Origin of the sequence: Streptomyces stelliscabiei (genome assembly GCF_014873495.1) — a bacterium.
Lineage (GTDB): Bacteria > Actinomycetota > Actinomycetes > Streptomycetales > Streptomycetaceae > Streptomyces > Streptomyces bottropensis.
The window spans coordinates 951,720-976,362 of the sequence record NZ_JADBGF010000001.1 but is presented as its reverse complement, the minus strand read 5'-3'; the positions used below and the strand labels follow the sequence as shown (position 1 = coordinate 976,362).

Genomic DNA, 24,643 nt, shown 5'->3' with positions numbered 1-24,643 from the left:
GCAGGGGACCCATGGACGGTCCCCTGCCCCCACCCATGGCATGATCGAGCGCATGCCGGAACGTGTTGTGGCCGCCTGTGACGGAGCCTCCAAGGGAAACCCCGGACCAGCGGGCTGGGCCTGGGTGGTCGCCGAGGACGCTGAGATCCCCACCCGGTGGGAGGCCGGCCCGCTGGGCAGAGCCACCAACAACATCGCCGAACTCACCGCGCTGGAGCGGCTGTTGGCGGCCACCGACCCGGCCGTCCCGATCGAGATCCGCATGGACTCCCAGTACGCGATGAAGGCGGTCACCACCTGGCTGCCGGGCTGGAAGCGCAACGGCTGGCGCACGGCCGCCGGAAAGCCGGTCGCCAACCGGGAACTCGTGGTCCGCATCGACGAGTTGCTCACCGGCCGTACCGTGGACTTCCGCTACGTGCCCGCGCACCAGGTCGACGGCGACCCTCTCAACGACTTCGCCGACCGCGCGGCGAGCCAGGCGGCCGTCGTCCAGGAACCGGCCGGCACCGAGCTGGGCTCCCCGGAACCTCCGGCCGCGCCCGACGCCGTCCCGTCGCGCTGGAGCGCGGCGAAGAAATCAGGAAAGTCCGGGAAGCCCGCCAGGTCCGGCACCCGGACCGGCTCCTCCTCGTCCTCGGCGTCGTCCCGCACCATCAAGGCGAAGTTCCCCGGCCGCTGTCTGTGCGGCCGCCCCTACGCCGCGGGTGAGCCCATCGCCAAGAACGACCAGGGCTGGGGCCACCCGGAGTGCCGTACGACGGCGTCGGCCGGAGCCGAGTAGCCGCCGCACGGCACAGCGCTTTCGTGGGAGGGCGCCCGCGTCACACGACGGCGCCGCGCCACTCCCCGCTCTCCCGGCCGCGCTTCTCGATGAACGTCTTGAAGCGCTCCAGGTCGCCCTTGGTCTGCCGCTTCACGACCCCCAGCTTGTCGGCCACCTTCTCGGCGGTGCCCGTGGGCTCGAAGTCCATCTGCAGCATGACCTTCGTGCGCTCCTCGGAGAGGTGGTGGAAGGTGACGACGCCGGCCTGACGGGCCTCGCCGCCGACCGTCGTCCACGCCACCCGCTCGTCCGGGACCTGCTCGGTGATCTCCGCGTCGAACTCCCGCCGCACGCCGTCCACCTTGGTCACCCAGTGCGTGAGCGTGTCCGAACGCTGCTCGATCCGCTCGACCCCGCTCATGAACTCGGGAAACGTCTCGAACTGCGTCCACTGGTTGTAGGCGGTCCGGACGGGGACGTGGACCTCGACGGACTCCTCGATCTGGGTCATCGGTCGCCTCCTCACATCGGTTGCGTGTCGATCGCGTCCGGGTCACCCCGGGCGCGTCCGGAGCGGGTACCCAACTCCCCGAGGATCAACGCGTCGACACGGTCAGGCCGCGTCGAACGTGTAGTGGGCGGTGTGGTCCAGCAGTGCCGCCGGTGTGGTGTCGTTCCACGGCTTCATCGGCTCGTTCAGGTCGACGACGTTCGGAGTCCCGGCGGCCGGCACGTACGCGGCACCGGGGTGCAGACGCTGCCAGTCCGCCCAGAGCTTGTCGACGAACGCGTGGTGCAGCCAGAAGACGGGGTCGTTGGGGGAGACCCCGGTGCCCATCTGGCCGCCCACCCAGACGTGCACCCGGTTGTGCAGGTTGACGCCCCGCCAGCCCTCCAGGTGGTTGCGGAAGCCGTCCGAGGCGCTGTTCCAGGGCGCCATGTCGTACGTCGGCATCGCGAGCACCGAGTCCACCTCGGCCCGGGTCGGCAGCTGCCGCACCCCGGCGCCGAGGGAGCGGCGCAGGTAGGTACGGCCGTCGACCCGTACGGTGATCGGCCAGTTCCCGGTGGCCGCCGCGAAGGGGCCGTCCATCACCTGCCCGTCGCGGCTGCGCCCGGTGCCGCCGAGGAAGTCGGGCGCCCACAGGGACGCGCGGGTCGTGCGGTCGGCCGTCCAGTCCCAGTAGGGCAGGGCGACGGCCGGGTCCACGGACTGCAGGGCCCGCTCGAACTCCAGCAGGAATCTGCGGTGCCAGGGGAGGAAGGAGGGCGAACGGTGGCCCGTGCGTTCGCCGTTGTCGGTGTCGCCGAGGATGAACGCGTTGTGCGTCGTGACGAACTCGTCGTAGCGGCCGGAGCGCTTCAGCGCGATCAGCGCGTCGACGAGGCGCCGCTTCTCGTCGGCGGTCAGGGTCGCCTGGTTCTTGCGTACGGTCATGGCTCTGCGGCTCCTTGCGGTGGTTCGCGTGGTGCGGGTGCGGGTGCGGGTGCGGGTCAGTTGAAGGGGACGAGACGGGCGCCCTGGAGTTCGTCGACCGCCGCGCGGGCGGCGGCGCGCGGGGTCGGCACGGGGGAGTAGTGGCTGACGACGCTGATCCAGCTGCCGTCGGCGTTCCGCATGACATGCAGTTCGGCCCCGTCGACGAACACGGCGTACCCGGCGCCGTGATGGTGGCCGCCGCCGTCGGTCGCGTGCCCCTGTATCCGGCGGCCCCGGTACACCTCGTCGAAGGTCTGCGGGGCCTTGTGGTCCTGGTGGGTGGCGTGGTCGTCCGCGACGGCGGCGGTGAGCGGGGCGCCGACGGTCGCGGCGAGGGCGGCCGCGGCGCCGAGGGCGTGGCGGCGGGTGATGTCGGGCATGCGAGATCCTCCTGGACATGGGGGGATTGATGACTCGTCATGCCTATCGATCAGGTGGGGAACGGGAGAAATCCCCGGAAGCCGGTTGGCCGCGATCAGGACAATCACGTATATGTCGTGCAAGGTTGAACAAAGATGATCTTGCTGTTGTGGATCTTCGAGTAGGGGTGGAGGGGGAAATTCCGCCCGGCGGCGAGGTCGCGGCCGATGATCTTGCGGTGGGTGTGCGGATCCTGTGGTCGGTGTCACGCGCGCAAAGTGGCGTGAATCCTGGGAGCGTCCGCACTGCTACTCTTCGTGGTCAATTGATCGCTTTGCGCAGCGAAATGGGAGTGTGCGTGAAGATCGCGTGCGTCGGCGGCGGACCCGCAAGCCTGTACTTCTCGATCCTGATGAAGCGGCAGGACCCGTCCCACGACATCACCGTCCATGAACGGAACCCGGCCGGATCGACGTACGGCTGGGGCGTGACCTACTGGTCCGAGCTACTGGACAAGCTCCGCGAGCAGGACCCCGAGACGGCCCTCGCCATCAGCGGGAACTCCGTCACCTGGGACCGCGGGGTGGCGCACGTCCGCGACCGCAGGACGGTCCAGCCGGGCGACGAGGGCTTCGGCATCGGCCGGCGCCGGCTGCTCGAACTGCTCGCCGAACGGGCGCGGGCCCTGGGCGTCCGCGTCGAGTACGAGGACGCGATCACGGCCGACGACCTGCCGGACGCCGATCTCGTCATCGCGGGCGACGGGGTCAACAGCACCGTGCGCGAGCGGTACGCCGACCGGTTCGGCAGCGACATCACGCTCGGCCGCAACACCTACATCTGGCTCGGCACCACCAAGGTCCACGACGCCTTCACCTTCTCCTTCCAGGAGACCGACCACGGCTGGATCTGGGCCTACGCCTACCCCTTCAGCGACGAGCAGAGCACCTGTGTCATCGAGTGCTCCCCGCGGACGCTGAACGGCCTGGGCCTGGACCGCCTCGGCGAGGCCGACGGGCTGGCCCTGCTGGAGAAGCTGTTCGCCGACATCCTGGACGGTCACCCCCTCCTCGGGCGCGCCCAGGACGACGGCACCGCCCAGTGGCTCACCTTCCGCACCCTGACCAACCGCACCTGGCACCACGGCAACCTCGTCCTGCTGGGTGACGCCGCCCACACCACCCACTACTCCATCGGCGCCGGCACCACCCTCGCCCTGGAGGACGCGATCTGCCTGGCCGAATCGCTCGGCGCCCACCCGGACATGGAGGCGGCGCTCGACGCGTACGAGCGGCGGCGCAAGTCCGAGCTGCTGCGGCTGCAGAGCGCGGCCCGCCACAGCGCGCAGTGGTACGAGAACATCCAGCGGTACATCGACCTGCCCCCGGAGCAGATGTTCGCGCTCCTCGGCCAGCGCCACTCCCCGCTGCTGCCGTACGTGCCGCCGCAGCTCTACTACCGCCTCGACCGCGCGGCCGGCCGTCTGGAGGTCCTGCGCCGCCTCAAGCGCTGGCTGGGCCCGAAGCTGGCCCGGTCGTCACAGGCGCGTGCCCTCGCCGACGCCGACCGGAGGTAGCGCGCCCCCGCCCCCCGGGGCCGTACGGCTAACGCACGCCGCGCGGCCGGAACTGGACGCTGATGCGCGGCCCCACCGCCCGCGTCGACTTGGGGACCGCGTGGTCCCAGGTGCGCTGGCAGGAGCCGCCCATCACGATCAGGTCGCCGTGCCCCTGTGGAAACCTCAGGGTCTCGCCGCCGCCGCCGTGCGGGCGCAGGGCCAGATCGCGGGGGTCGCCCAGGGACAGGATGGCCACCATCGTGTCCTCCCGGGCGCCCCGCCCGATCCGGTCGCCGTGCCAGGCCACGCTGTCCCGGCCGTCGCGGTAGAAGCACAGCCCCGCCGTGGCGAACGGTTCGCCCAGCTCGGAGCCGTAGTGCGCGGACAGTGCCTCCCGGGCCTCGTCCAGGACGGGGTCGGGGAGGGCGTCCTCGGCGCCGTAGTACGCGAGCAGTCGCGGTACGTCCACGACCTGCTCGTACATCTGGCGCCGCTCCGCCTTCCAGGGCACCTCCTCGGCGAGCCGGGTGAAGAGGGCGTCGGCGCCGGTGAGCCATCCCGGCAGCAGGTCGATCCAGGCCCCGGCGCCCAGCTCACGCCGGCGCAGCCCGTCGAGGGGGCCGAGGCGGAGGTCGTCGGACTGGTCGAAGAGGGAGCCCTGGAGGTGCGTGGCCATACGGCCAGCGTACCCCCGAATTCGAAAGCGTGTTCGCTCGGGAGGTCGGGGCTGTCGAAGGGCCCGGGGACCTCGGCTCCCTCCTTCGCCGTCGATCAGTGCTGCTGGGCCTTCTGCGGCGTCAGCTCGCTCGGTCGTACGACCACGAAGCCCTCGCCCTCCAGCTTCAGCTGCACGGCCTCCCCGGAGCCGCCCCGGATCATCGAGCCGAAGGACTGGGAGCGGTGCAGCGACGTGCTCAGGTGCGCCGTCCAGCCCACGACCGCGTCCGTGTCGACGAACACGGGCAGCTGCGGGGAGACCGGGATGACCAGCGGATTGCCGTCACACACGAGGCCGAGTCTGCCCTGCCCGGTGAACACGCTGTTGAACAGGCCGCCGCCGGTCATGCCGGCGCCCTTCACGGTCTTGATCTCGTAGGACAGCGAGGCGTCGAAACAGAGCACGTTGCGGCCGTTGACGGTGAACACGTCGCCCGGCTCGACGTCGACGATGAAACAGTTCTGCGCCTCGTGCGCGAACCAGGCCTCGCCCTGACCGCGCACGGCCATCAGCGGCAGCCCCTCCCCGGTGACCGCGCGCTTGAGCATGCCGCCCACGCCCTGGCCCTTGCGTTCGAACTGCAGGTTTCCCCGGTAGGCGATCATCGCGCCCTGCCGGGCGAGCATCTCGCCGTTGACGGCGTACTTGATGGACTTGGCGTTCTGGACGGTCATCCCGGGCGCGTGCGCCGGCTGGACCATGTTCTCGTGGGAGAAAAGATCACTCTTCATACGGGCATGCTGTCCCGGAGTGCCCGATTCCGCCAAGCGACGCGCGGAGCAGGCGAATTGGGGCGCCTGACAACGTCGTGATCGGGATGGTAGAAGCGGACACATGACCAACAAGACCGTCGGCGTCGACCTCCCGGACCGCCGGGGCCGCACCGGACTGGACCGCACCGGCCGGGACCTGACCGGCAACCCCCGCGTCAAGGTGCGGGACGTGCGACTGCTGTCCAGCCACTGGTACGTGGAGCGCACCACCACCTTCGACTTCCAGCACACCGACGGCACCTGGAGCACCCAGGAGCGCGAGACGCACGACCGGGGCAACGGCGCCACCGTCCTGCTCTACGACGCCGCCCGCGAAACCGTCCTGCTCACCCGGCAGTTCCGCTACCCGGCCTACGTCAACGGGCACCCCGACGGGATGCTCGTCGAGACCCCCGGCGGCCTGCTCGACGAGGAGGACGAGCACCCCGAGGTCGCCGTACGGCGCGAGGTGATCGAGGAGACCGGCCACACCATCGGCGAGATCCAGCACGTCTTCGACATCTACATGAGCCCCGGCTCGGTCACCGAACGCGTCAGCTTCTACGCCGCCTCCTACGGCCCGTCGACCCGCACCCACGAGGGCGGCGGCCTCGACGAGGAGGGCGAGGACATCGAACGCGTCGAACTGCCCTTCCGTCAGGCCCTGCGGATGATCCGCAGCGGCGAGATCGCCGACGCCAAGACCATCATGCTGCTCCAGTGGGCGGCGCTGGAGGGGCCGTTCGCGGCCGGGGACGGGGCGTAGCGGGAGCGGCTCACGGGTCGAGCGCCTCGGCGGCCTCGGCGGCGACCGCGTCCGCCACGGCCGTCAGCGTCGGGGAGTCGAGCTTCCACTGCTGCCAGAACAGCGGGGTGTCCACGGGCCGCTCCGGCGCCAGGTTGACGAGCCGTCCGGCGGCGAGCAGCGGCTCGGCCTGCGCCGCCGGCACCATGCCCCAGCCCATCCCGGCGGCCACGGCGTCGGCGAAGCCCTCGGACGTCGGCACGTAGTGCCGTCGCGCCCCGGCCGGACGACCTCGCGTCAGCCGGCGGACGAAGACGTTCTGGAAGTCGTCCCGCCGGTCGAAGAACACCACCGGCGCGTCCCCGATCACGTCCTTGAGCGGCACACCCGAACCGACGCCGAGCCGGCGTTCCGCGAACGCGGGCGAGGCGCACGGCACGTACCGCATCCGGCCGAGCGGCCGGACCGAACACCCGGCCACCGCGTCCGGTGCCGAGGTGACCGCGGCCGTCACCAGGCCCTCGCGCAGCAGCCGGGCCGTGTGCTGCTCGTCCTCGCGCAGCAGTTCGTAGCAGGGGCGCAGCTCCTCGGGCACGCGGGTGAGGGCGGGCAGGAACCAGGTGGCCAGGGAGTCGGCGTTCACCGCGATGGACACCCGCGTGGTCTCGCCGGCGCCGGTCATGCCGAGCGCGGTGTGCGCGTCGTGTTCGAGGCGGGCCAGCTGACGCGCGAACCGGACGATCACCTCGCCGGACTCGGTCGTCCGCACCGGCTTCGCACGGACCAGCAGGACCCGTCCGACCCGCTGCTCCAGCGCCTTGACCCGCTGACTCACCGCCGACGGCGTCACGTGCAGGGCGGCGGCCGCCGCGTCGAACGTGCCCTCGTCCACCACCGCGAGCAGGGTGCGCACCAGATCGGCCGGAAGCTGAGACATCACGAACGCTAATGATACGTAAGAATCTTTAGCTGTACGCATGAGTGTCGCGTTTCCTAACGTGCGGGGTGTGTTCAGCGAAATGACCGCCCTCGCGGCCGGATTCGGCACCGGCCTGTCCCTCATCGTCGCCATCGGCGCCCAGAACGCCTTCGTCCTGCGCCAGGGGCTGCACCGCGACGCCGTGCTCCCCGTCGTGGCCATCTGCGCCCTCTCCGACGCGGTGCTGATCGCCCTCGGGGTCGCCGGGGTCGGTGCGGTGGTCGTCGCCTGGCCCGGCGCGCTCAAGGCGGTCGCCCTGGTCGGCGGCGGCTTCCTCCTGGTCTACGGCGCCCTGGCCGCCCGCCGCGTCCTGTGGCCCGGCGACGCCGCCCTGCGCGCGGACAGCGGCTCCGCGGGCTCACGGCGCCGGGCCGTCCTCACCTGTCTGGCCCTGACCTGGCTCAACCCCCACGTCTACCTCGACACCGTGTTCCTGCTCGGGTCCATCGCCTCCGACCGCGGTCCCCTGCGCTGGACCTTCGGCCTGGGCGCCGGCCTCGCCAGCCTCTGCTGGTTCGCCGCCCTGGGCTTCGGCGCCCGGCTGCTCAGCCGCTTGCTGGCCCGCCCGTCGGCCTGGCGGGTCCTGGACGGCCTGGTCGCGGTGACGATGCTCGCGCTCGGCGGCATGCTGATCGCCGGAGCGTGACCCCCGGCGGGCGCGGGTCCGTGGCCCCGGGGGGCGCGGGTCGCGGCGACAGCATGTGAGACGGCCGCCCGACCGCCTGTCCCGGCGGTGGCGATCTCCGCGATAGTGGTGCCCGAATCGAAAGATGTATCGAGCATCAGGATGCCCGTGGACACCACCCAGAGCAGCGCAGGCGACGAGACCGCACCGGAGGACGACGCCCCGACGCCACCCCGCCGGGGCCGGCGCCTGTGGGCGATGGACACCCGCCCCCTGCGCCGCCCCGCCTACCGGCGCCTGTGGTCGTCCACCATCGTCACGGCGGTCGGCAGCCAGCTGACCGCCGTGGCCGTACCCAAGCAGATCTACGACATCACCGGCTCCTCCGCCTGGGTCGGCTACGCGAGCCTCGCCGGCCTGCTTCCCCTGGTGGTGTTCGCGCTGTGGGGCGGCGCGGTCGCCGACAGCGTGGACCGCCGCACCCTGCTGCTGGTCACCAACACCGGTATCGCCGTCACCTCGGTGCTGTTCTGGGTGCAGGCCGTCACCGGCCTCGAATCGGTGTGGACGCTGATGGCACTGCTCGCCCTCCAGCAGGCGTTCTTCGGCCTCAACTCACCCGCCCGCAACGCCTCCGTGGCCCGGCTGGTCCCCGCCGACGAACTGGCCGCGGCCGCCGCCCTCGGCTCGACCGTGATGCAACTCGGGCTGGTGGCAGGCCCCTTGCTCGCCGGCGCCCTCATCCCGGTCATCGGCCTGTCCGAGCTGTATCTGATCGACGCGCTGGCCCTGTGCCTCACCCTCTGGGCGGTCCACAGACTGCCGTCCCTGCCGCCCCTGGACGACACGACGACCCGGCGCGCCGGCTGGCGGGAGGTCCTCGCGGGCTTCCGCTACATCGCCCTGCACAAGGTGCTCCTGCTGTCCTTCCTCGCCGACATCATCGCGATGGTCCTGGGCATGCCCCGCGCCCTCTTCCCCCAGCTCGCCGACACCACGTACGCCCCCTACGACGAGGGGCTCGCCCTCGGCCTGCTGTTCGCCGCCATCCCCATCGGCGCCGTCCTCGGCGGTCTGCTGTCGGGCACCTTCTCCCGCGCCCGCCGGCACGGCCTGATGGTGATCGCGGCGGTCATGGGCTGGGGCGCGGCCATCACGGGCTTCGGGCTCAGCACCAGCCTCTGGTTCGCCGTGCTGTTCCTCGCCGCCGCCGGTGTAGCGGACATGGTCTCCATGATCTTCCGCGGTGCCATCCTGCTGTCCGCCGCGACCGACGAGATGCGCGGCCGGATGCAGGGCGTCTTCACGGTGGTCGTCGCCGGCGGGCCCCGCCTCGCCGACGTCCTGCACGGCACCGCCGGCGCGGCCTTCGGCGCCCGGACGGCCGTGGTCGGCGGCGGCCTGCTCGTCATCGCCGCGACGCTGCTCCTGGCGACCGTGACACCGGCACTGAGGCGGTACCGGATCTGACCGATCGGCATCTCCGTCCCGCATCCGTCACACCTCCGTTCCTTATCCGTTCCCTCCCGTCCGCATCCGGTCCGCCACCGCCGTTTCGTACGCTGGGCAGCCGCACCCCCCACAGGCAGGAGTCGCAACGATGCGGTACGTGAAGCTCGGCTCGACAGGTCTGGACGTGTCCCGGATCTGTGTGGGCTGCATGAGTTTCGGGATCCCCGACCGGGGCCCGCACGAGTGGACCCTGGACGAGGAGTCGTCACGCCCGCTGATCCGGCAGGCGCTGGACGCCGGGATCAACTTCTTCGACACGGCGAACGTCTACTCCGACGGCACCAGCGAGGAGATCGTCGGCCGTGCGCTGGCGGAGTTCGCGCGACGCGAGGAGATCGTCCTCGCGACCAAGGTGAACGGTGCCATGCACCAGGGCCCCAACGCCCTGGGCCTGTCCCGCAAGGCGATCATGACGGAGATCGACGCCAGCCTGCGGCGCCTCGGCACCGATTACGTGGACCTCTACCAGATCCACCGTTTCGACGCGCACACCCCGGTCGAGGAGACGATGGAGGCCCTGCACGACGTCGTGAAGGCGGGCAAGGCCCGCTACATCGGCGCGAGTTCGATGTACGCCTGGCAGTTCGCGAAGATGCAGCACACCGCCCGCCTGCACGGCTGGACGCGGTTCGTGTCCATGCAGAACCACTACAACCTCCTCTACCGCGAGGAGGAGCGCGAGATGCTGCCGCTGTGCGAGGACCAGAGCGTCGCCACCCTGCCCTGGAGCCCGCTCGCCCGCGGCCGTCTCACCCGCGACTGGGACACCGTCACCGCACGCGCCGAGAGCGACACCTTCGGCAAGACCCTCTACCAGGAGGGCGACCGCGAGATCGTCGACGCCGTCACCCGGATCGCCGGCGAGCGCGACGTGCCCCGTGCCCGGGTCGCCCTGGCCTGGCTGCTGAGCCGTCCGACCGTCACCGCGCCCATCGTCGGCGCGACCAAACCCCACCACCTCGACGACGCCGTGGCCGCGCTCGACGTCACCCTGACGGAGAAGGAGATCGAGGAACTGGAGCGGCCCTACACGCCCCGCGCGATCAGCGGTCACTGAGCCAGAGCGGCGCCCGGCACCCCCGAAGCGGGCGCCATTCGCGCCGGGAGCGCCGGCATCACGGCCGGGAGTACTCCAGGCGCACGGTGGTGGCGAGGCGGGCCAGCGCCTCCTCGGCGCCCTCGCGGTCGGTCTTGTCGAGGCGGGCCAGGGCGTCCGCGGCGGCCACACGGACCTTCTGGGGCACCTCGTCGAGGGCGGCCATGCGGTAGGCGATGGTGCGGCGGGCCGCGCGCTCCTCGGCGCTGACGCCGTGCGGCCCGGTGCGGGGGAAGACGGCGGCCTCGTAGGCGGTGACGTGGATGAGCACGCCGTGCGCGATGCCCTCGGCGTAGCCCCGCTGCCCGGCCTGCCGCTGGGCCATGGCGAAGTGCGCCATGGCCCGTCGCCGCACGATGAGCGAGCCCACCATGCCGACGAGCCCGGCGCACACCGCCGCCCCCAGGGCCACGGGGCCGCCGCCGATCAGCGCGCCTATGAGGGCGCCGACCGCCATCAGCAGACAGGTCAGCCCGGTGGTGAGCATCAGCAGGGCGCGCGCGGGTGTGAAGGTGGCCATGACGTGCAGTGTCTCAGCCCCGCGCGGGGGCGGGCGCGGTGGCCCGGTGGGGGAGGGGGCGACGCGGGGCATGCCGGACGGTCGGTCCGTGCCCGGACGGCGGGCCGCCCCGCGCCGGAGCGCCCCGGGCGCCGCCCGCGTGCCCGCTCACGCCGTGAGCACCGTTTCGAGTGACCCGGCGGCGCCCGCCCCGGGCCGGCCCGCCTCCCACGGGGAAGCGGAACAACCGCCGCCGCGGGGACCACGGAGACCGCCTGGCGCTCCCCGTTTCGTCGTCAACTACCCGCCGCCGTACGAAGATCAGGTGTCTGCATAGGGTGGGGCCCGTGAGAACCAGCGACACCGGTGAGGCCGTCGCGTACCAGAGCGCGACCGAGGGGGAGACCGCCGTCCGATGAACCAGATCCTGTTTGCCGGGGCCATCGGCCTGTTCCTGACGCTGATCGGCACCCCGCTGCTGATCAAGCTGCTGGCACGGAAGGGCTATGGGCAGTACATCCGCGACGACGGCCCGCGCGGCCACGCCGGCAAGCGCGGCACCCCCACGATGGGCGGTATCGCCTTCATCCTGGCCACGGTCGTCGCCTACGTCGCGACCAAGGTCATCACCGGGGAGAGCCCGACGTACCCCGGTTTCCTGGTGCTGTTCCTGATGGCGGGCATGGGTGTGGTCGGGTTCCTCGACGACTACATCAAGATCGTGAAGCGGCGTTCGCTGGGGCTGCGGGCCGGGGCGAAGATGGCCGGTCAGCTGATCGTGGGCATCGTGTTCGCCCTTCTCGCCATCCGGTTCGCGGACGAGCGGGGCCAGACGCCGGCGTCCCTGAAACTGTCGTTCGTCACCGACTTTGGCTGGACCATCGGGCCGGTGCTGTTCGTGGTGTGGGCCCTGTTCATGATCCTGGCCATGTCGAACGGGGTGAACCTGACCGACGGTCTGGACGGCCTCGCCACCGGGGCGTCGGTGATGGTCTTCGGCGGCTACACCTTCATCGGCCTGTGGCAGTTCCAGAACTCCTGCGCCAACGCCATGGAACTCACCGACCCCGCCTCCTGCATCGAGGTGCGCGATCCGCTCGACCTCGCGGTCGTCGCGGCCGCGCTGATGGGGGCCTGCTTCGGGTTCCTGTGGTGGAACACCTCGCCGGCCAAGATATTCATGGGGGACACCGGGTCCCTCGCCCTCGGCGGCGCCCTCGCCGGCCTCGCGATCTGCTCCCGCACCGAACTGCTCCTCGCCGTCCTCGGCGGGCTGTTCGTCCTGATCACCCTGTCGGTGGTCATCCAGGTCGGCTCGTTCAAGCTGACCGGCAGGCGGGTCTTCCGGATGGCCCCGCTCCAGCACCACTTCGAACTCAAGGGCTGGTCCGAAGTCCTGGTCGTGGTCCGCTTCTGGACCATCCAGGGCATCTGCGTGATCGCCGGCCTCGGCCTGTTCTACGCGGCGTGGGCCGCGGGCTGAGAGGAACGAGCGACGGGTCCGGGCAGCGGCCACCGCCCCGGACCCACCCCGTGTCCTACGGGACGCCGGCCGCCTGCCGGAACACCACGCCCCGTCGCAACGGCCCCTCCGGCACGCTCGGGTCCTCGAAGTCGTCGGACGGTCCCGGGACATGCCGAGACGCCGCGTCACCGCCTGGGAGCGGAGGTTGCCGGCGGTGGTCACCGCGAGGATCTCCGGCAGACGCAGACGCAGACGCAGACGCAGACGCAGACGCAGACGCAGGCGTGTGAAGCCGAAGTCCACGACGGCCCGCCCGGCCTCGGTGGCGTAACCCTGGCCCCCAGGGCGTACGCGCCAGCCGCCAGCCGCCAGCCGCCAGCCCGCCTCCACGCCGGAGAACGGCATGTCCTCGTCCACCGGATCCAACCCGGCGAAGCCGACGAACTCGCCCGTCGCGCGCACCTCCACCGCCCACCACCCCCACCTCCGCCCGTCGAGGTCGCTCTGGAAGCGGGCGGCGGACGCGTCGCTCTGTTCCCTCGTGAGGACACCGGGAAGTGCGCGCGCACCTCGGGATCGGCGTTCAGGGCCGCCCAGAGCGCCGGGTCGGACTCCCGCCAGGCGCGCAGGAGCAGGCGGTCGGTTCGCAGTTCGGACATCGCGCCGACCCAACGGGATCCCGGAGCGCGGGCGATCGCATGACCCTGCCGGGCAAGGCGGTTGCCGCTACGGTTCCCTCGGCACCGGACGGCCGGGGTATCGCCACCCGCTCGCGTCGGCAGGCTCCGCCGCCGTGGCACCCGCCGCCTACAGCCCTCCGCCCGCCCCCAGCCCGCACCGCACCGCCCGCAGATGGTCGGTCAGCGGGCCGAGGCCCACGTCGTGACGGCGTTCGTCGACCGTCTCGGGGTGGCGGATGGGATACGGGAAGAGGGTGCCGGGGTCGATCCGGGTGCCGTAGAACTGGGGCTGGCTCAGGGCCACGGCACAGTGGTCGGCGATATAGGCGTGGTGCACGGCGGGACAGCTGCCGTCCGCGACCGCCTCGGCGATCAGATCGCGGCAGGTGAGCTGGAAGCCGAGGTCGGGGGAGTTCAGGAGGAGCATCAGGGCCGCCGTCGAGGCGCTTTCGCCGACCGACTCGGCCGTGGGCCAGCCGTGGCGGGCGACGATCGCGCGGAGGGCGTCCCCGTTGCCGGCCCGGCACTCGGCGATACGGTCCCGGGCCCGCGCGGTGGGCGCGGACCGGGCCTCGTGGGCCAGTCGCCGCTCGTACTCGGCCCTGCGCACCAGTTCGGCCGCGACCACCCCGCGACGCGGTGGTGCCGTCCCGGGCGTCGGTTCCGTCGAGTTCTCCATGGCCGGGGCGCCCCTCACCTCGGCTCCCGGACGGCGTGCGAGAGCCGCTCCTCGCGCGGGATCACGGCAGCCTCACCGCGCCCCGGGGGCGGCCTGCCCCGCCGTACGGAGCCTCGTGGGCGCTCCGCCGGGGGCCGTGCGCTGTCGCGGCAGGGATCCGTCGGCGGGGCGCGCCGACCCTGACTGCCGTCATCGGGTTCCTCCGTGTCCTCATGGTGGCGGGGTCGACCGGCGTGGCGGGCCGCCGGTGCTGTTGTCGCAGACAACAGCACCGGGCGCACGAAACGCCAGGTGGTGGAGGGGTTGTGCAGGTGCGGGCGGGTAGTGGCGCGCGCTGTATAGGTTCCCGACCATGGTGAACGTCGACGAGAACCCGCCCCTTCGTGAGCGGGACGTCCCCGCCGGCTGGCCCGGCATGCGCGGCAAGAGGGTGCTGGTCACCGGGGGTACCCGGGGGCTGGGCGAGAGCGTCGTACGCCTGCTGCTCGCCGAGGGCGCGCAGGTCGCCACCTGCGCGCGCGAGCGGGTGGGGCTGACGGCGCTGGAGGGCTCCTTGGCGGGGGCGCAGCGAGACCGGCTGTTCACCGACCGGCTCGACGTCACCGAGCCCGGACGGCTGGAGGACTTCGTGACGACTGCGGCGAAACGTTTCGTCGCCGCTGGGCCCGCGGGATGCGCCGGGCCTGCCGCACCCGATGGACCGGCCGGACCCGCCGGGCCCGCCGGATTCGACGGCGTCGTCGCCTGCGTCGGCGGTTCGCGCGGCGGCACCTTCGAGCAGGCGGACGGTGCCGACTGGGCGGCCACCTGGGAACTGAACGTCGGACACACCGCCCGTCTCGTCCGGGCCGCGCTGCCGTTTCTGCGCGCGGCCGACGGCGGCTCGGTCGTGCTGGTCGGCTCGATCTCGGGCTGGAAACCGGGACCACCCGCGCAGTACGGGGCGGCGAAGAGTGCCCTCATCCATCTGGCCGCCTCCCTGGCCCGCGAGCTGGGTCCGGACCGTATCCGCGTCAACGCCGTGTCACCGGGTTCGATGCTGATCCCCGGCCGCCGCTGGGACCGTATGCGCCGCGAAGATCCACCGGCGTACGAGAACTTCGCCGGAGCGGAGCTGCCGTCCGGTGCCCCCGTCACTCCGCACGAGGTGGCGCGCACGGTGGTGTTCCTGCTCTCCGACTGGGCGACAGGTGTCTCCGGCGCCCACCTGCCCGTGGACCGGGCCCAGAACGCGCCCTCGCCGGACGGCTACTGAACCGCGCAGCCCTCAGGCGGCCGCCCCCAGCACCACCCGCGACCGGCGTTCGAAGTCCTGTACGAGGGGCTCGTCGCGGCGGGACGTCAGCCGGCCGCGGAAGTCGCGCAGGGCCTGGATGGACCGTTCGCTGTGCACACCGCTGAGCGCGTCGAGCGCGACGGTGGCCGTGGCGATCGCCTCGTCCAGACGGTTCTGCTGGAGGTGGGCCGTCGCGAGGACGGACCGGCTGATGGCCTGGCGGCGGCGGCGGTCGGCGTGCGCGCGCACCGACTCGCCCGCCGTGTGCTCGGCCTGCGCGGCGAGACCCAGATCGCGAAAGCAGAGGGCGGACTCGGCCTGGAGGTAGTGGTGGTCGAGGAACCGCACCCAGGGCGACTCCTGGCCGGCGCCCCGGCTCGCGTCGAGCTGCTTCTCGGCGGCGCGCAACGCCTCGGCCGTCTCACGGGGGCGGCCCAGTGCCGCGTGGCCGCGCGCGGACATGGCGTGCAGGCGCATCAGACCGAGGGGGCTGCCCGAGTCCCTGGCGGTGGCCACCCCGGCCCGGGCCAGGGCCACACCCTCGTCGGGGCGGCCGAGGCTGGTCGCCAGATGAGACAGCCCGGCCAGGATCTGGCCGCCCAGTACGTGGTCGCGGCCCTCCGCGCAGAGCCTGAGGCCCTGCGTCATGTACCGCTGGGCCAGGCCGTACTCGCCGGCGTCGTAGGAGCTCCAGCCCGCCATGGCCGCGAGCCGGGCGGCGGCGGCGAACAGCTCGCGCCGGTGGTGCGGGGGAGTGCCGCGCTGCTGGAGCAGCGGGACGACCTCGGTGGTGAGGTACTGCACGATGCTCGTGCGGATACCGCCGCCGCCGTAGTGGTTGTCCATCTCGTCGAACATGCGGAGCATCGCGTGGACCTGCTCCACCGGCCCGCCGCCCGACACCGGAGCGAGTTTCGGCGCGTCCTGGCTCTCCACCAGCCACAGCAGCCAGGCCCGTTGTGGGTTCGTCAGCGCGCCCGGCACGAAGGGCACCGAACCGAGCAGGCTGCGCCGGGAGATGTCGGTGGAGCCCAGCTCCGCCAGGGTGTGCAGGGTCTCCGCCACGTTCTCGACGTACATCAGCGCCCGCCCCGTCACCGGTCGCCCGCGGTCGAGCGGGAAACCGAGGTCGGCCGGAGTGAGCGCGCGGCCCAGCCGTTCACCGAGAACCGCGGCGATCAACTCCGGTGTGTTGCCCCGTGGTTGCTGGCCCTGGAGCCAGCGGGTGACGGAGGCCTTGTCGTAGTTGGTGTCCGCGCCCTGGCAGCGGCCCAGGTCGTTGACCCGCAGGGCGAGGGAGGCGTACGAGCAGCCGGCCTCCTTCAGCGCTGCCGCCAGTGGCTTGTTGGGCCCACCGGTTCCCTTGGCCGGGTTCCTCGGTAATCCCTGTAATCCGTTCGTCACGGCGGCCATCCAGGTTGTCGCATCGTGTCGGCGCGCGGCTTGACCCCTGCCCGCCGTGGCGCCAACTCCTGGGCGGGCCGGAGGAGTTCGAGGACGCTGCCGGTGATGTGCGGCAGGTCACTCGGTCACTATGGTGGCCGAACGACGCGGCCCGCAACCTGCGTTCTGATAATTTCAGAATGAACCGCGAAGACCTGTCGGTGTCAATGGATCGCATGGCACACTGCACGCTGTGGATCCCGCCCCGGGAGGTTGCACGTGAGTGAGACCCGCGTCGGAGGGAGCGCTCCCGCGGCGCCCACGGTCCTGCGCATGGTCCTCGGTAAACGGCTCCGCCAACTGCGGGAGCAGGCCGGTGTCTCCTTCGACGACGCCGCCCGCGCCATCGAGGTCACCGCGCTGACGGTCCGCCGTATGGAGAAGGCCGAGGTCGGTCTCCGCATCCCCTACGTGAAGGAGCTGCTGCGCACCTACGGGGTCTCCGGCGGCGAGATCGAGGACTTCCTCGCCCTCGCCCGCGAGGCCAACCAGCCGGGCTGGTGGCACAAGTTCCGTGATGTGCTGCCCGAGTGGTTCAGCGCGTACGTGAGCCTGGAGAGCGAAGCCGCCGTCATCCGGCTCTACGAACCCCAGTACGTACCGGGTCTGTTGCAGACCCACGACTACGCCGCCGCGCTGATGCGGGTCGGCTTCCCGAACGCGGCCCCCGAGGACGTCGACCGCCGGGTCGCCCTGCGTCTGCGACGTCAGGACCTGCTGGCCAAACCCGAGGCGCCGGCCGTCTGGGCCATCCTCGACGAGACCGTGCTGCGCCGGCCGGTGGGCGGCCCCGAGGTGATGCGGGCCCAGATCGACCGGCTCGCCGAGGCGACGGACCGGCCCAAGGTCAGGATCCAGATCATGCGGTTCGCGGCCGGACCCCACCCCGGGGCGTACGGCCCCTTCCACTACTTCCGCTTCGGCTTCTCCGAACTCCCCGACATCGTCTACACCGAGGGCCTCGCGGGCGCCCAGTACGTCGACCAGCCCGCGGACGTCGTGACCTATCTGGAGGTACTGGACCGGATGTCCGTGCAGGCGGAACCGGTCGCTCGTACCAGGGACATCCTGGCGGCACTACGCAAGGAGTTGTGACCATGGCAAGGACACCCGACAGCCCCGTCCACAGCGGCATGCCCGCTCCCGAACTCGGCGCCGAGGGCTGGCGCAAGCCCTGGAGCGGCACGAACGGCGGTTCCTGCGTCGAGGCCAAGCGCCTGGCCGACGGCCGCGTGGCCTTCCGCCAGTCCACCGACCCGGACGGCCCCGCCCTCGTCTACTCCCGGGAGGAGATGGTGGCGTTCCTGAACGGCGCCAAGGCCGGCGAGGCGGACTTCCTCATCGCCTGACCACCCGCCCACACGGCGGGTCACTACGCGCGCACAACCGGACACCCGGTGCGCACACTCCCCTCGTCCGCCGGCCGTGGTCAGACTGGGTGCTCCTCCAGGCCGTGCACGGACCGTCGGGCCGGCGCCCGTGGCCCACCACCCGAAGGGAGCGGCATGGTCGTGCCGTCGCGTGTTCCGGGCCGAGCCCGGCCGGCCGCTCCCGAGGAACTCGGGATGATCCCGCCGCCCGTGCTCACCCGGTACCGGACCCTGATCGTCGAGGGGCACGACGGGCCCGGCCGTGACCGTCTCCTCGGCGGCTTGGCGGACCTCGGCTTCGAGGTCCGACGCATGCCGCCCGCCCTGCACCACCTGGACCCGGCCCTGCCCTACCGCGAACTCCTCGACGGACCCGGCCGGCTGGCCGTCGACGGGCACCTCATCGCGGAACTCGTGCACGGACCACTGCGCCGGGGCCGCTCCCGGGTGACCTGGATCCAGGCACTGGACCTCGCCGACGCCGTGGCCGAACGCGACGGGGCCATGCTCCACCTGACCACGTCCGAGGCCACGGAGGCGGCAACCGCCTACACCCGGGTCTTCCGCACCCTCGCCCAGCACGTACCCGTGGTCACCCTCGACGTCGGCGAGCCGGTCGGCCCCATCCGTGCCCCCGTTGCTCGTCCGCCCCAACTCTGGCAAAACGCAGGACAGTTGACGATAGGTTAGCGACGACCACGCGATGTGAGGCAGGAGAGTACCCATGGCAGACGGCCACCCCACTCCCGACCAGGAAGCCCTGTCGAAGATCGACACCACGGTGCCGCACTCGGCCCGCATCTGGAACTACTGGATGGGAGGCAAGGACAACTACGAGGTCGACCGCGAGGCGGGCGACGCCTACCGCGAGATCGCCCCCAACATCGAGACGATGGCGCGCGCCTCCCGCGTGTACCTCATCCGCACGGTCACCTTCGTGGCCCGGGAGCGCGGCATCCGTCAGTTCCTGGACATCGGCACCGGCCTTCCGACGTACGACAACACCCACCAGGTCGCCCAGAAGGTCGCCCCGGAGTCCCGCATCGTCTACGTCGACAACGACCCCCTGGTGCTGCGGCACGCGCAGGCCCTGCTCACCAGCACCCCGGAAGGCGTCACCGACTACGTCGACGCCGACCTGCGCGACCCGGACACCATCCTCGAAGCCGCCGGGAAGGTCCTCGACTTCGACAGGCCGGTCGCCCTGATGCTGATGGGCATCCTCGGCCACATCCAGGACTACGAGCAGGCACAGGACATCGTCCGCCGCCTGCAGGCCGCCCTCCCGTCGGGGAGCTACTTCGTCCACTACGACAGCACGGACACCGACGCCGAACTCAAGCGTGCCCAGGACGGTTACGACGACACCGGCGCCGTCCCCTACGTGCTGCGCAGCCCCCGCCAGCTGCACGCGTACTACGAGGGCCTGGAGCTGCTGGAGCCCGGCATCGTGTCCTGCCCGCTGTGGCGTCCGGAGCCGGGCACGAACCCGGAGCCGACGGACGTGTACGGGGGAGTGGCCCACAAGGCTTAGTGGCATCCGCCCGGCGGGCGGACCGGGGACGCGGGAGGCACGGAAGGACACCCGTGTACTCCCGGGCACTTCGGGTAGGCCCCCCGCATGACGGGCCCCCACGACATCGACCGGCAGCTCCTCGACGCCGTGGAGAACCTGGTGCCCCTGTGGTTCTCGGCCGTCGGCGACGTCTCCCCCCGGCTGTCCCCGAGACAGATACTGGCGCTGCGCGCCGTACGCGGGCAGCCCGAGCTGAACCTGACCGCCCTGGCCGAGCAGCTCGCGGTGGGCCTGCCCACGGCCAGCCGGCTCTGCGACCGGCTCGAAGCGGCGGGCCTGCTCCGCCGGGGCGTCCGTTTCGACGACCGGCGCGAGGTGCACCTGATGGTCACCGAGCGCGGACACGGGTTCCTCGCCGACCTCACCGGGCGCCTGTCGGCGCGTCTGGCCGACGTCCTGGCCGCGATGCCGGCCGCCGAGCGCGCCCGGGTCGAGCAGACGCTGCGGGCCCTCGGGGGATCCGTCAGCTGACCCGCGCCGCGATCCGCCCGCCGTCACTGTGCACATGGCAGAGCAGCAGGCACACGTCGTCCTCGTGCTCGTCGTCCAGCAGCGGCTCGAGCAGCCGGTCGGCCGATTCCGCGACATCGTCGTCGAGCGTCGCCGAGGGAAGGCCTTCGAGGGTGGTCGCCAGCCGCTCGATGCCCGGGTCGATGCCCTGGGCGCGGCGCTCCACCAGCCCGTCCGTGTAGAGGGCCAGGGTCGAGCCGGGCGGCAGCGGCACGGTGTGGTCGGGGATCTCCTGATGGAGAGGGATGCCGAGCATCGCACCGGGTTTGGCGTCCAGGATCCGCACCCGCCCGTCGGGCGAACGCAGCACGGGCGGCGGATGCCCCGCGGCGGCCCAGGTGAGGGTGGGCTCGCTCGGATGGAACCGGGCGATGACGGCGGTGGCGTACAGGTCGGGCTGCAGATGGTGCAGGAACAGATGGAGACGGGTCAGGAGCTGTCCGGGGGTCTTGCCGTCGACGGCGTAGGCGCGCAGCGCGGTGCGCAGCTGGCTCATCATCACCGCGGCGCGCAGACCGTGCCCGGTGACGTCGCCGATGACGGTGATCAGGCTGCCGTCGGGCTGACGGAAGGCGTCGTACCAGTCGCCGCCGATGTTCAGGCCCCGGGTGGCCGGCAGATAGCGGGCGGCGAGCCGTAGCCCCGGGGTGGTGGGCAGCTCGGTGAGCAGGGCGCGCTGCAGGGTCTCGGCGATGTCACGGTTGTGCTCGAAGCGGCGGGCGTTCTCCAGCGCCACACCGGCGCGCCGGGCCAGCTCGATCAGCATCACGGCGTCGTGGGCGTCCCACCGCTGGTCGTTCGGCGGGGACAGCGTCAGCACCCCGAGGGGCGCGCCCCGGGTCACCAGCGGCACGCACAGCAGGGGCCGGGCGGGGGCGAGCGCCGAGGGCGGATGGTCGTCGACGCCGGGCAGCCCGCCGGGGTGGTCGGCGGCGTACTGAGGACGCCCGCGGCGGGCCGCGACGACGGCGGCGGCCGGTCGCGGGCCGCCCCGGGCCAGATCGCCCTCCCCGTCGAACAGCCATACGTCGGCGGTGTGCGCGTACCGGGGGACCAGGAGGGTGGGCAGCAGCCGCACGATCGCGTCGGGGTTGAGGGAAGCGGTCAGAGCGGCGCTGGCGTCGGCGAGGAAGGTGAGCCGGCCGCGCGCGTTCTCGGCCTCCTCACGGGCCTTCTGCTCGGCGGCGAACAGTTCGCGCTGCGCGACGCCGGCCGCGTCCAGCTCGGCGTGCAGGGCGAGGACGCCCTGGTTGGTCTGGTGGAGCTCCTCACGGTGGAAGGCGACCAGCGCCTCCTGCTCGTCGAGTTTCTCCAGCAGCAGCGCGGCGTCCTCGTCGGCCCCGAACAGGGCCTCCGCGAGCGTCTCCGGATCACCCGGCACGTGCCCGCTGTCCGGCAGGCGCCCCTCCCCCGAACAGGCGACCGTGAGCCGCCACGGCTGCCGGAACTCGCCCGGCCGCCGGTTCGCCGACGTCACCTCGACCAGCAACCGGCTGCCACCGGGCCCCACCGTCGTGACCCGGGCGGTCAGCAGCCACGTGCCCCCCTTGGTGAGGCACTGCCGCAGCTGTGCGGAGAGCACCGACACCAGCCGCGCCCGGTCGGTCGCGGAGACCCCGTGCGCGGTGGCCAGCCGCGCGGTGGCGATACGGGCCCGGGCGGCGTCGGTGACGGAGCTGACATGCCAGGTACGTGTCATGGAAAGCGGTCCGGCGGGGAGGGGCTCAGTACGGCGACGGTGGTGTCGTCGCGTACCGGCCGGGCGGGGCTGCTCGCGTCGCGCACGATCACGGCGGCGATCACAGCGGGGTCGAGGGAGGGACTGTGGGCGGCGGGTCCGGGACTCCAGCGGCTGGGCAGACCGTCGCTGTGCAGCACGAGCAGGCAGTCGTCCCCCCAGTCCGCCGTGTGCTGCGGGAGGTGGGCGGCCCGGTGGGCGCCGACTATGCCGGGCCGTGACAGCAGCGGCTGCCAGTGCGCGCCGGTGCGCAGCCGCGCCCCGATGTTGCCGATGCCGGAGAACAGCAGCCTGCCCTCGGCGACGTCGAGTTGGGCGACGGCGACGGCGGCGCCCCGGGTGTCGCGCAGCGCGCCCTCCAGCCGCCGCAGCAGCTGGGCGGGGGGCAGCCCGGGCGCCCGGTACAGCTGCTCCACGGCCGCGGAGGAGGCGCGGGCGGCCGCCACGCCGTGGCCCAGACCGTCGGCCAGCATCAGTGTGACGAGGTCGCCCTCCCGGACCCAGGCCCAGGCGTCGCCGGAGAACTCGGCCCCGGCGAAGGGCACGTTGACGCCTCCGGCGCGCAGGGCCCCGGTGGGGGAGGGGGCCGCGCCGGCGCGGCGGCGGGGCCGCGCGCCGAGCCGGGCCAGGGCGACGGTGCCCCGGCCGACCGTGCTGTGCAGGTCGAAGTCGTCGGCGACCCGGCGGCAGGTGCCGAGGCCCGCCCCGAGCGAGGACGTCGTGGAGAAACCGTCGCGCAGCGCGCCCGCCACGTCGCGTACCCCCGGACCGTGGTCGATCGCGACGATCTGCACCAGGGGGGCCGCGCCGTCCGCCCGCTCCGGCGCGGGCCGGGAGACGACGTCCAGCAGTATCAGCCCGCCACCGGCGTGCTTGAGCAGGTTCGTCGCCAGCTCGGTGGCCACCAGCGCGCAGCCGGCGGCACGGTCCGCGTCCAGCCCGGCCCGTGCCGCCGCGGCCTCGGCGGCCACCCGGGCGTCACGCACCCGGGTGGAGTCGTGCACCGGAACCTCCCAGACGCGCGGCATCACCGCTCCTCGCGGGGGCGCGGCGCACCCGCCGTCCAGGAGGTCACCGTGACGGCGGTACCCGAGCCGGGGCGGCTGTCGATGGCGAACTCGTGGACCAGCCGCCGGGCGCCGCCGAGGCCCATACCGAGGCCCTCGCCGGAGGTGTAGCCGTCGATGAGGGCCTGGTCGAGGTCCGGGATGCCCGGTCCCTCGTCGCTGAAGACCAGGCGCAGTCCGCGTGCGCCGCCCCGGTCCACGGGCTCGCACTCCATCTGTCCCCCGCCGCCGTGGACCAGGGTGTTGCGGGCCAGTTCGCTGGCCGCGGTGACGAGTTTGGTCTGCTCGACCAGACCGAAGCCGAGCTGGGCGGCCGCCTGTCGCACATGCTGACGTACCCACACCAGATCGAGATCCGAGCGGATCGGCAGGCAGGCGGAGAGGCCGCCGACGGTCTGCATCACGGACTCTCCTGGCGGGCGTGTCCTCGGCGGGGATAGGTCGGATGCGGTTCGCCGAGGAGACGGAACGCGTCCTCGGTGCTGAGCGCGGTACGCAGCCCCGGCAGGGTGAGACCCAGCTCCACCAGGGTGATCGCGACGGCCGGACGCATGCCCGAGACCACCGTCCCGGCGGCGAGCAGACTCGTCTGGGCGGCGATGTCGCCGAGCACCCGGCCCAGGAACGAGTCCACCATCTCCACACCGGAGAGGTCGATGACCACGCCCGTGGCGCCGCTGCGCGCCACGGTGGAGCTGATGTCCTGCTGGAGCTGCTCCGCCGCACCGTCGTGCAGGTCGCCCTGGAGGGACACCAGGAGCACGTTGCCGAGCTTGAGCACCGGCACGGGCGTCCCGTAGGAGGACGGACCGCCGTACGCGGCGAAGAGATCGCCGCTCACCTGCGCCCCGAACCTGCCGGGTCGCGGGGCACGATGTCCGTGCCCAGCTCGCGCAGCGCGTAGGCCAGGGCGTCCGCGAGGCTCGTGCGGGTGAGCACCGAGCTGAGGTCGATGCCCAGGTGGACGATGGTCTGCGCGATCGGCGGCCGGATGCCGGAGACGATGCACTCGGCTCCCATCAGCCGCGCCGCCGCCACGGTCTTCATGAGGTGCTGGGCCACCAGGGAGTCGACGGTCGGGACCCCGGTGATGTCCAGGATGGCGAACCGGGCGTGCTGCTCGACGATCGAGTCGAGGAGCCGCTCCATCACCACCTGGCTGCGCGCGCTGTCCAGGGTGCCGATCAGGGGGACGGCGACGATGCCCTCCCACAGGCTGATCACCGGCGTGGCGACCTCCATCAGCTGCAGACGCTGCCGGTGGATGAGTTCCTCGCCCTCGCTCAGCGCCGTCTCCAGCACCACCAGACGCAGGGTGCCCATCAGGACCGTCAGTGTCGTGGTGCACTCCCGCAGATGCGTGGCCGGCGCGGCGGCGAACTCGGCGACCAGCAGCTCGGTCACGGGTGGCCGCAGCGCGTCCACCTCGGCGGAGATCTGTGTGACGGTGGAGCCCGCCCGCGCCCGGGCGGCGGCCGTCCGCGCGAGCTGTTCGCGCACGACGTGGAAGCCGCCGGACTCCGCGTCCTCGACGTTCTCGGCGGCGGCCACGGCGGCGAGGGCGTCCACGACGGCCCGGCCCGCCTCCACCGCCTCGTCCCGGGAGTGGGTGAAGACGGTGCGGAACAGCGCCGCGTCGGCCCAGCGTTGCGCGATCTGTTCCTGGCGGCTGCGCAGGAACTCCGCCACCTCCTGTGCCGGGGTCAACTGCCGGTCTGCCGTGTCCTGTTCCGGCACGGATCTCTCCTC

At 72.3% G+C, this 24,643-nt stretch carries 27 protein-coding genes and 1 pseudogene; 13 read left to right on the top strand and 15 right to left on the bottom strand.

Annotation, left to right across the window (positions count from 1 at the left end; all coding sequences use genetic code 11):
- Nucleotides 1–40 precede the first annotated feature (40 nt).
- Nucleotides 41–784 (top strand): ribonuclease H family protein, encoded by a 744-nt coding sequence (locus tag H4687_RS04315; RefSeq protein ID WP_078907291.1) that lies wholly within the window; start codon nt 41–43, stop codon nt 782–784.
- A 40-nt stretch (nt 785–824) separates the two neighbouring features.
- Here H4687_RS04315 and H4687_RS04310 read toward each other — a convergent pair whose 3' ends face one another.
- The 3 genes from H4687_RS04310 to melC1 all read right to left on the bottom strand — a co-directional run bounded on the left by H4687_RS04310 (nt 825) and on the right by melC1 (nt 2,626).
- Nucleotides 825–1,277 (bottom strand): SRPBCC family protein, encoded by a 453-nt coding sequence (locus H4687_RS04310; protein WP_046913635.1) that lies wholly within the window; start codon nt 1,275–1,277, stop codon nt 825–827.
- 102 nt (nt 1,278–1,379) lie between these two features.
- Nucleotides 1,380–2,204, bottom strand: a complete 825-nt coding sequence (gene melC2, locus H4687_RS04305) for a tyrosinase MelC2 (protein ID WP_046913634.1) — start codon at nt 2,202–2,204, stop codon at nt 1,380–1,382.
- 56 nt (nt 2,205–2,260) lie between these two features.
- A complete protein-coding gene (melC1, locus tag H4687_RS04300) occupies nt 2,261–2,626 on the bottom strand; it encodes an apotyrosinase chaperone MelC1 (RefSeq protein WP_046913633.1) in 366 nt (121 codons plus the stop codon).
- Between the two features lie 338 nt (nt 2,627–2,964).
- Between melC1 and H4687_RS04295 the strand changes: the two genes are divergently transcribed.
- The gene (locus tag H4687_RS04295) at nt 2,965–4,182 is read left to right on the top strand and encodes an FAD-dependent monooxygenase (protein ID WP_192781647.1); all 1,218 of its coding nucleotides are present in this window, start codon (nt 2,965–2,967) and stop codon (nt 4,180–4,182) included.
- Between the two features lie 28 nt (nt 4,183–4,210).
- Here H4687_RS04295 and H4687_RS04290 read toward each other — a convergent pair whose 3' ends face one another.
- Nucleotides 4,211–4,840: an alpha-ketoglutarate-dependent dioxygenase AlkB gene (locus H4687_RS04290; RefSeq protein WP_046913631.1), complete on the bottom strand. Its 630-nt coding sequence runs from the start codon at nt 4,838–4,840 to the stop codon at nt 4,211–4,213.
- A 95-nt stretch (nt 4,841–4,935) separates the two neighbouring features.
- Nucleotides 4,936–5,613: an AIM24 family protein gene (locus H4687_RS04285; protein ID WP_046913630.1), complete on the bottom strand. Its 678-nt coding sequence runs from the start codon at nt 5,611–5,613 to the stop codon at nt 4,936–4,938.
- Nucleotides 5,614–5,716: 103 nt separating this feature from the next.
- On the opposite strand from H4687_RS04285, the gene H4687_RS04280 reads away from it, so the two are divergent.
- Nucleotides 5,717–6,400: an NUDIX domain-containing protein gene (locus H4687_RS04280; protein WP_046913629.1), complete on the top strand. Its 684-nt coding sequence runs from the start codon at nt 5,717–5,719 to the stop codon at nt 6,398–6,400.
- 10 nt (nt 6,401–6,410) lie between these two features.
- Here H4687_RS04280 and H4687_RS04275 read toward each other — a convergent pair whose 3' ends face one another.
- Complete coding sequence (locus H4687_RS04275; protein ID WP_046913628.1) at nt 6,411–7,319, bottom strand: LysR family transcriptional regulator ArgP; 909 nt, start codon at nt 7,317–7,319, stop codon at nt 6,411–6,413.
- A 79-nt stretch (nt 7,320–7,398) separates the two neighbouring features.
- Between H4687_RS04275 and H4687_RS04270 the strand changes: the two genes are divergently transcribed.
- The 3 genes from H4687_RS04270 to H4687_RS04260 all read left to right on the top strand — a co-directional run bounded on the left by H4687_RS04270 (nt 7,399) and on the right by H4687_RS04260 (nt 10,552).
- Complete coding sequence (locus H4687_RS04270) at nt 7,399–8,004, top strand: LysE/ArgO family amino acid transporter (protein ID WP_225967157.1); 606 nt, start codon at nt 7,399–7,401, stop codon at nt 8,002–8,004.
- 147 nt (nt 8,005–8,151) lie between these two features.
- Nucleotides 8,152–9,453, top strand: coding sequence for an MFS transporter (locus H4687_RS04265; protein WP_167358643.1), 1,302 nt, complete (start codon nt 8,152–8,154; stop codon nt 9,451–9,453).
- A 130-nt stretch (nt 9,454–9,583) separates the two neighbouring features.
- On the top strand, nt 9,584–10,552 hold the full coding sequence (locus tag H4687_RS04260) for an aldo/keto reductase (RefSeq protein WP_050398560.1): 969 nt from the start codon (nt 9,584–9,586) through the stop codon (nt 10,550–10,552).
- Nucleotides 10,553–10,610: 58 nt separating this feature from the next.
- Here H4687_RS04260 and H4687_RS04255 read toward each other — a convergent pair whose 3' ends face one another.
- The gene (locus H4687_RS04255) at nt 10,611–11,111 is read right to left on the bottom strand and encodes a hypothetical protein (RefSeq protein ID WP_050398561.1); all 501 of its coding nucleotides are present in this window, start codon (nt 11,109–11,111) and stop codon (nt 10,611–10,613) included.
- Between the two features lie 394 nt (nt 11,112–11,505).
- Here H4687_RS04255 and mraY point away from each other — a divergent pair, with 394 nt between their 5' ends.
- Nucleotides 11,506–12,573 (top strand): phospho-N-acetylmuramoyl-pentapeptide-transferase, encoded by a 1,068-nt coding sequence (gene mraY, locus H4687_RS04250; protein ID WP_050398562.1) that lies wholly within the window; start codon nt 11,506–11,508, stop codon nt 12,571–12,573.
- A 55-nt stretch (nt 12,574–12,628) separates the two neighbouring features.
- On the opposite strand, the pseudogene H4687_RS04245 reads toward mraY, so the two are convergent.
- Nucleotides 12,629–13,214: pseudogene (locus tag H4687_RS04245) on the bottom strand (GNAT family N-acetyltransferase).
- Nucleotides 13,215–13,362: 148 nt separating this feature from the next.
- Nucleotides 13,363–13,914, bottom strand: a complete 552-nt coding sequence (locus H4687_RS04240) for a DUF6624 domain-containing protein (protein WP_046916675.1) — start codon at nt 13,912–13,914, stop codon at nt 13,363–13,365.
- A gap of 352 nt (nt 13,915–14,266) precedes the next feature.
- On the opposite strand from H4687_RS04240, the gene H4687_RS04235 reads away from it, so the two are divergent.
- Nucleotides 14,267–15,169 carry an SDR family NAD(P)-dependent oxidoreductase gene (locus H4687_RS04235; protein ID WP_050398563.1) on the top strand — a complete coding sequence of 301 codons (903 nt, stop codon included), beginning with the start codon at nt 14,267–14,269 and terminating at the stop codon, nt 15,167–15,169.
- 12 nt (nt 15,170–15,181) lie between these two features.
- Here the strand turns inward: H4687_RS04235 and H4687_RS04230 are convergent, their stop codons facing one another.
- A complete protein-coding gene (locus H4687_RS04230) occupies nt 15,182–16,603 on the bottom strand; it encodes a tetratricopeptide repeat protein (RefSeq protein WP_046916676.1) in 1,422 nt (473 codons plus the stop codon).
- A 303-nt stretch (nt 16,604–16,906) separates the two neighbouring features.
- On the opposite strand from H4687_RS04230, the gene H4687_RS04225 reads away from it, so the two are divergent.
- The 5 genes from H4687_RS04225 (at nt 16,907) to H4687_RS04205 (ending at nt 20,050) form a co-directional block, all read left to right on the top strand.
- Entirely contained in the window at nt 16,907–17,728 is an 822-nt protein-coding gene (locus H4687_RS04225) for a helix-turn-helix domain-containing protein (RefSeq protein ID WP_046916677.1), read from the top strand.
- Nucleotides 17,729–17,730: 2 nt separating this feature from the next.
- A complete protein-coding gene (locus H4687_RS04220; protein ID WP_046916678.1) occupies nt 17,731–17,982 on the top strand; it encodes a DUF397 domain-containing protein in 252 nt (83 codons plus the stop codon).
- Nucleotides 17,983–18,198: 216 nt separating this feature from the next.
- The gene (locus tag H4687_RS04215; RefSeq protein ID WP_046916679.1) at nt 18,199–18,693 is read left to right on the top strand and encodes a hypothetical protein; all 495 of its coding nucleotides are present in this window, start codon (nt 18,199–18,201) and stop codon (nt 18,691–18,693) included.
- Between the two features lie 34 nt (nt 18,694–18,727).
- Nucleotides 18,728–19,537 carry an SAM-dependent methyltransferase gene (locus H4687_RS04210; RefSeq protein WP_046916680.1) on the top strand — a complete coding sequence of 270 codons (810 nt, stop codon included), beginning with the start codon at nt 18,728–18,730 and terminating at the stop codon, nt 19,535–19,537.
- 87 nt (nt 19,538–19,624) lie between these two features.
- Entirely contained in the window at nt 19,625–20,050 is a 426-nt protein-coding gene (locus tag H4687_RS04205) for a MarR family winged helix-turn-helix transcriptional regulator (RefSeq protein WP_046916681.1), read from the top strand.
- On the opposite strand, the gene H4687_RS04200 is transcribed toward H4687_RS04205, so the two are convergent.
- From H4687_RS04200 to H4687_RS04180, 5 genes are read right to left on the bottom strand one after another with little or no spacing between them, the layout of a single operon-like run.
- Complete coding sequence (locus H4687_RS04200) at nt 20,043–21,788, bottom strand: PP2C family protein-serine/threonine phosphatase (RefSeq protein ID WP_046916682.1); 1,746 nt, start codon at nt 21,786–21,788, stop codon at nt 20,043–20,045. The genes H4687_RS04205 and H4687_RS04200 overlap by 8 nt on opposite strands.
- Nucleotides 21,785–22,855 carry an ATP-binding SpoIIE family protein phosphatase gene (locus tag H4687_RS04195; RefSeq protein WP_046916683.1) on the bottom strand — a complete coding sequence of 357 codons (1,071 nt, stop codon included), beginning with the start codon at nt 22,853–22,855 and terminating at the stop codon, nt 21,785–21,787. The genes H4687_RS04200 and H4687_RS04195 overlap by 4 nt, the downstream gene beginning before the upstream one ends.
- Nucleotides 22,855–23,295, bottom strand: coding sequence for an anti-sigma regulatory factor (locus tag H4687_RS04190; protein ID WP_046916684.1), 441 nt, complete (start codon nt 23,293–23,295; stop codon nt 22,855–22,857). The genes H4687_RS04195 and H4687_RS04190 overlap by 1 nt, the downstream gene beginning before the upstream one ends.
- Nucleotides 23,295–23,735, bottom strand: a complete 441-nt coding sequence (locus H4687_RS04185; protein ID WP_046916685.1) for an STAS domain-containing protein — start codon at nt 23,733–23,735, stop codon at nt 23,295–23,297. Before H4687_RS04185 ends, H4687_RS04190 begins: the two co-directional genes overlap by 1 nt.
- Complete coding sequence (locus H4687_RS04180; protein WP_046916686.1) at nt 23,732–24,631, bottom strand: STAS domain-containing protein; 900 nt, start codon at nt 24,629–24,631, stop codon at nt 23,732–23,734. Before H4687_RS04180 ends, H4687_RS04185 begins: the two co-directional genes overlap by 4 nt.
- Nucleotides 24,632–24,643 lie beyond the last annotated feature (12 nt).

Excerpts from the sequence above, each read along its gene's own strand:
- H4687_RS04315 (WP_078907291.1), top strand. The coding sequence starts at position 41 with ATGATCGAGCGCATGCCGGAACGTGTTGTGGCCGCCTGTGACGGAGCC.
- H4687_RS04310 (WP_046913635.1), bottom strand. The coding sequence starts at position 1,277 with ATGACCCAGATCGAGGAGTCCGTCGAGGTCCACGTCCCCGTCCGGACC.
- melC2 (WP_046913634.1), bottom strand. The coding sequence starts at position 2,204 with ATGACCGTACGCAAGAACCAGGCGACCCTGACCGCCGACGAGAAGCGG.
- melC1 (WP_046913633.1), bottom strand. The coding sequence starts at position 2,626 with ATGCCCGACATCACCCGCCGCCACGCCCTCGGCGCCGCGGCCGCCCTC.
- H4687_RS04290 (WP_046913631.1), bottom strand. The coding sequence starts at position 4,840 with ATGGCCACGCACCTCCAGGGCTCCCTCTTCGACCAGTCCGACGACCTC.
- H4687_RS04285 (WP_046913630.1), bottom strand. The coding sequence starts at position 5,613 with ATGAAGAGTGATCTTTTCTCCCACGAGAACATGGTCCAGCCGGCGCAC.
- H4687_RS04280 (WP_046913629.1), top strand. The coding sequence starts at position 5,717 with ATGACCAACAAGACCGTCGGCGTCGACCTCCCGGACCGCCGGGGCCGC.
- H4687_RS04270 (WP_225967157.1), top strand. The coding sequence starts at position 7,399 with ATGACCGCCCTCGCGGCCGGATTCGGCACCGGCCTGTCCCTCATCGTC.
- H4687_RS04260 (WP_050398560.1), top strand. The coding sequence starts at position 9,584 with ATGCGGTACGTGAAGCTCGGCTCGACAGGTCTGGACGTGTCCCGGATC.
- H4687_RS04255 (WP_050398561.1), bottom strand. The coding sequence starts at position 11,111 with ATGGCCACCTTCACACCCGCGCGCGCCCTGCTGATGCTCACCACCGGG.
- mraY (WP_050398562.1), top strand. The coding sequence starts at position 11,506 with ATGAACCAGATCCTGTTTGCCGGGGCCATCGGCCTGTTCCTGACGCTG.
- H4687_RS04240 (WP_046916675.1), bottom strand. The coding sequence starts at position 13,914 with ATGGAGAACTCGACGGAACCGACGCCCGGGACGGCACCACCGCGTCGC.
- H4687_RS04235 (WP_050398563.1), top strand. The coding sequence starts at position 14,267 with ATGGTGAACGTCGACGAGAACCCGCCCCTTCGTGAGCGGGACGTCCCC.
- H4687_RS04230 (WP_046916676.1), bottom strand. The coding sequence starts at position 16,603 with ATGGCCGCCGTGACGAACGGATTACAGGGATTACCGAGGAACCCGGCC.
- H4687_RS04225 (WP_046916677.1), top strand. The coding sequence starts at position 16,907 with ATGGTCCTCGGTAAACGGCTCCGCCAACTGCGGGAGCAGGCCGGTGTC.
- H4687_RS04220 (WP_046916678.1), top strand. The coding sequence starts at position 17,731 with ATGGCAAGGACACCCGACAGCCCCGTCCACAGCGGCATGCCCGCTCCC.
- H4687_RS04215 (WP_046916679.1), top strand. The coding sequence starts at position 18,199 with ATGATCCCGCCGCCCGTGCTCACCCGGTACCGGACCCTGATCGTCGAG.
- H4687_RS04210 (WP_046916680.1), top strand. The coding sequence starts at position 18,728 with ATGGCAGACGGCCACCCCACTCCCGACCAGGAAGCCCTGTCGAAGATC.
- H4687_RS04205 (WP_046916681.1), top strand. The coding sequence starts at position 19,625 with ATGACGGGCCCCCACGACATCGACCGGCAGCTCCTCGACGCCGTGGAG.
- H4687_RS04200 (WP_046916682.1), bottom strand. The coding sequence starts at position 21,788 with ATGACACGTACCTGGCATGTCAGCTCCGTCACCGACGCCGCCCGGGCC.
- H4687_RS04195 (WP_046916683.1), bottom strand. The coding sequence starts at position 22,855 with ATGCCGCGCGTCTGGGAGGTTCCGGTGCACGACTCCACCCGGGTGCGT.
- H4687_RS04190 (WP_046916684.1), bottom strand. The coding sequence starts at position 23,295 with ATGCAGACCGTCGGCGGCCTCTCCGCCTGCCTGCCGATCCGCTCGGAT.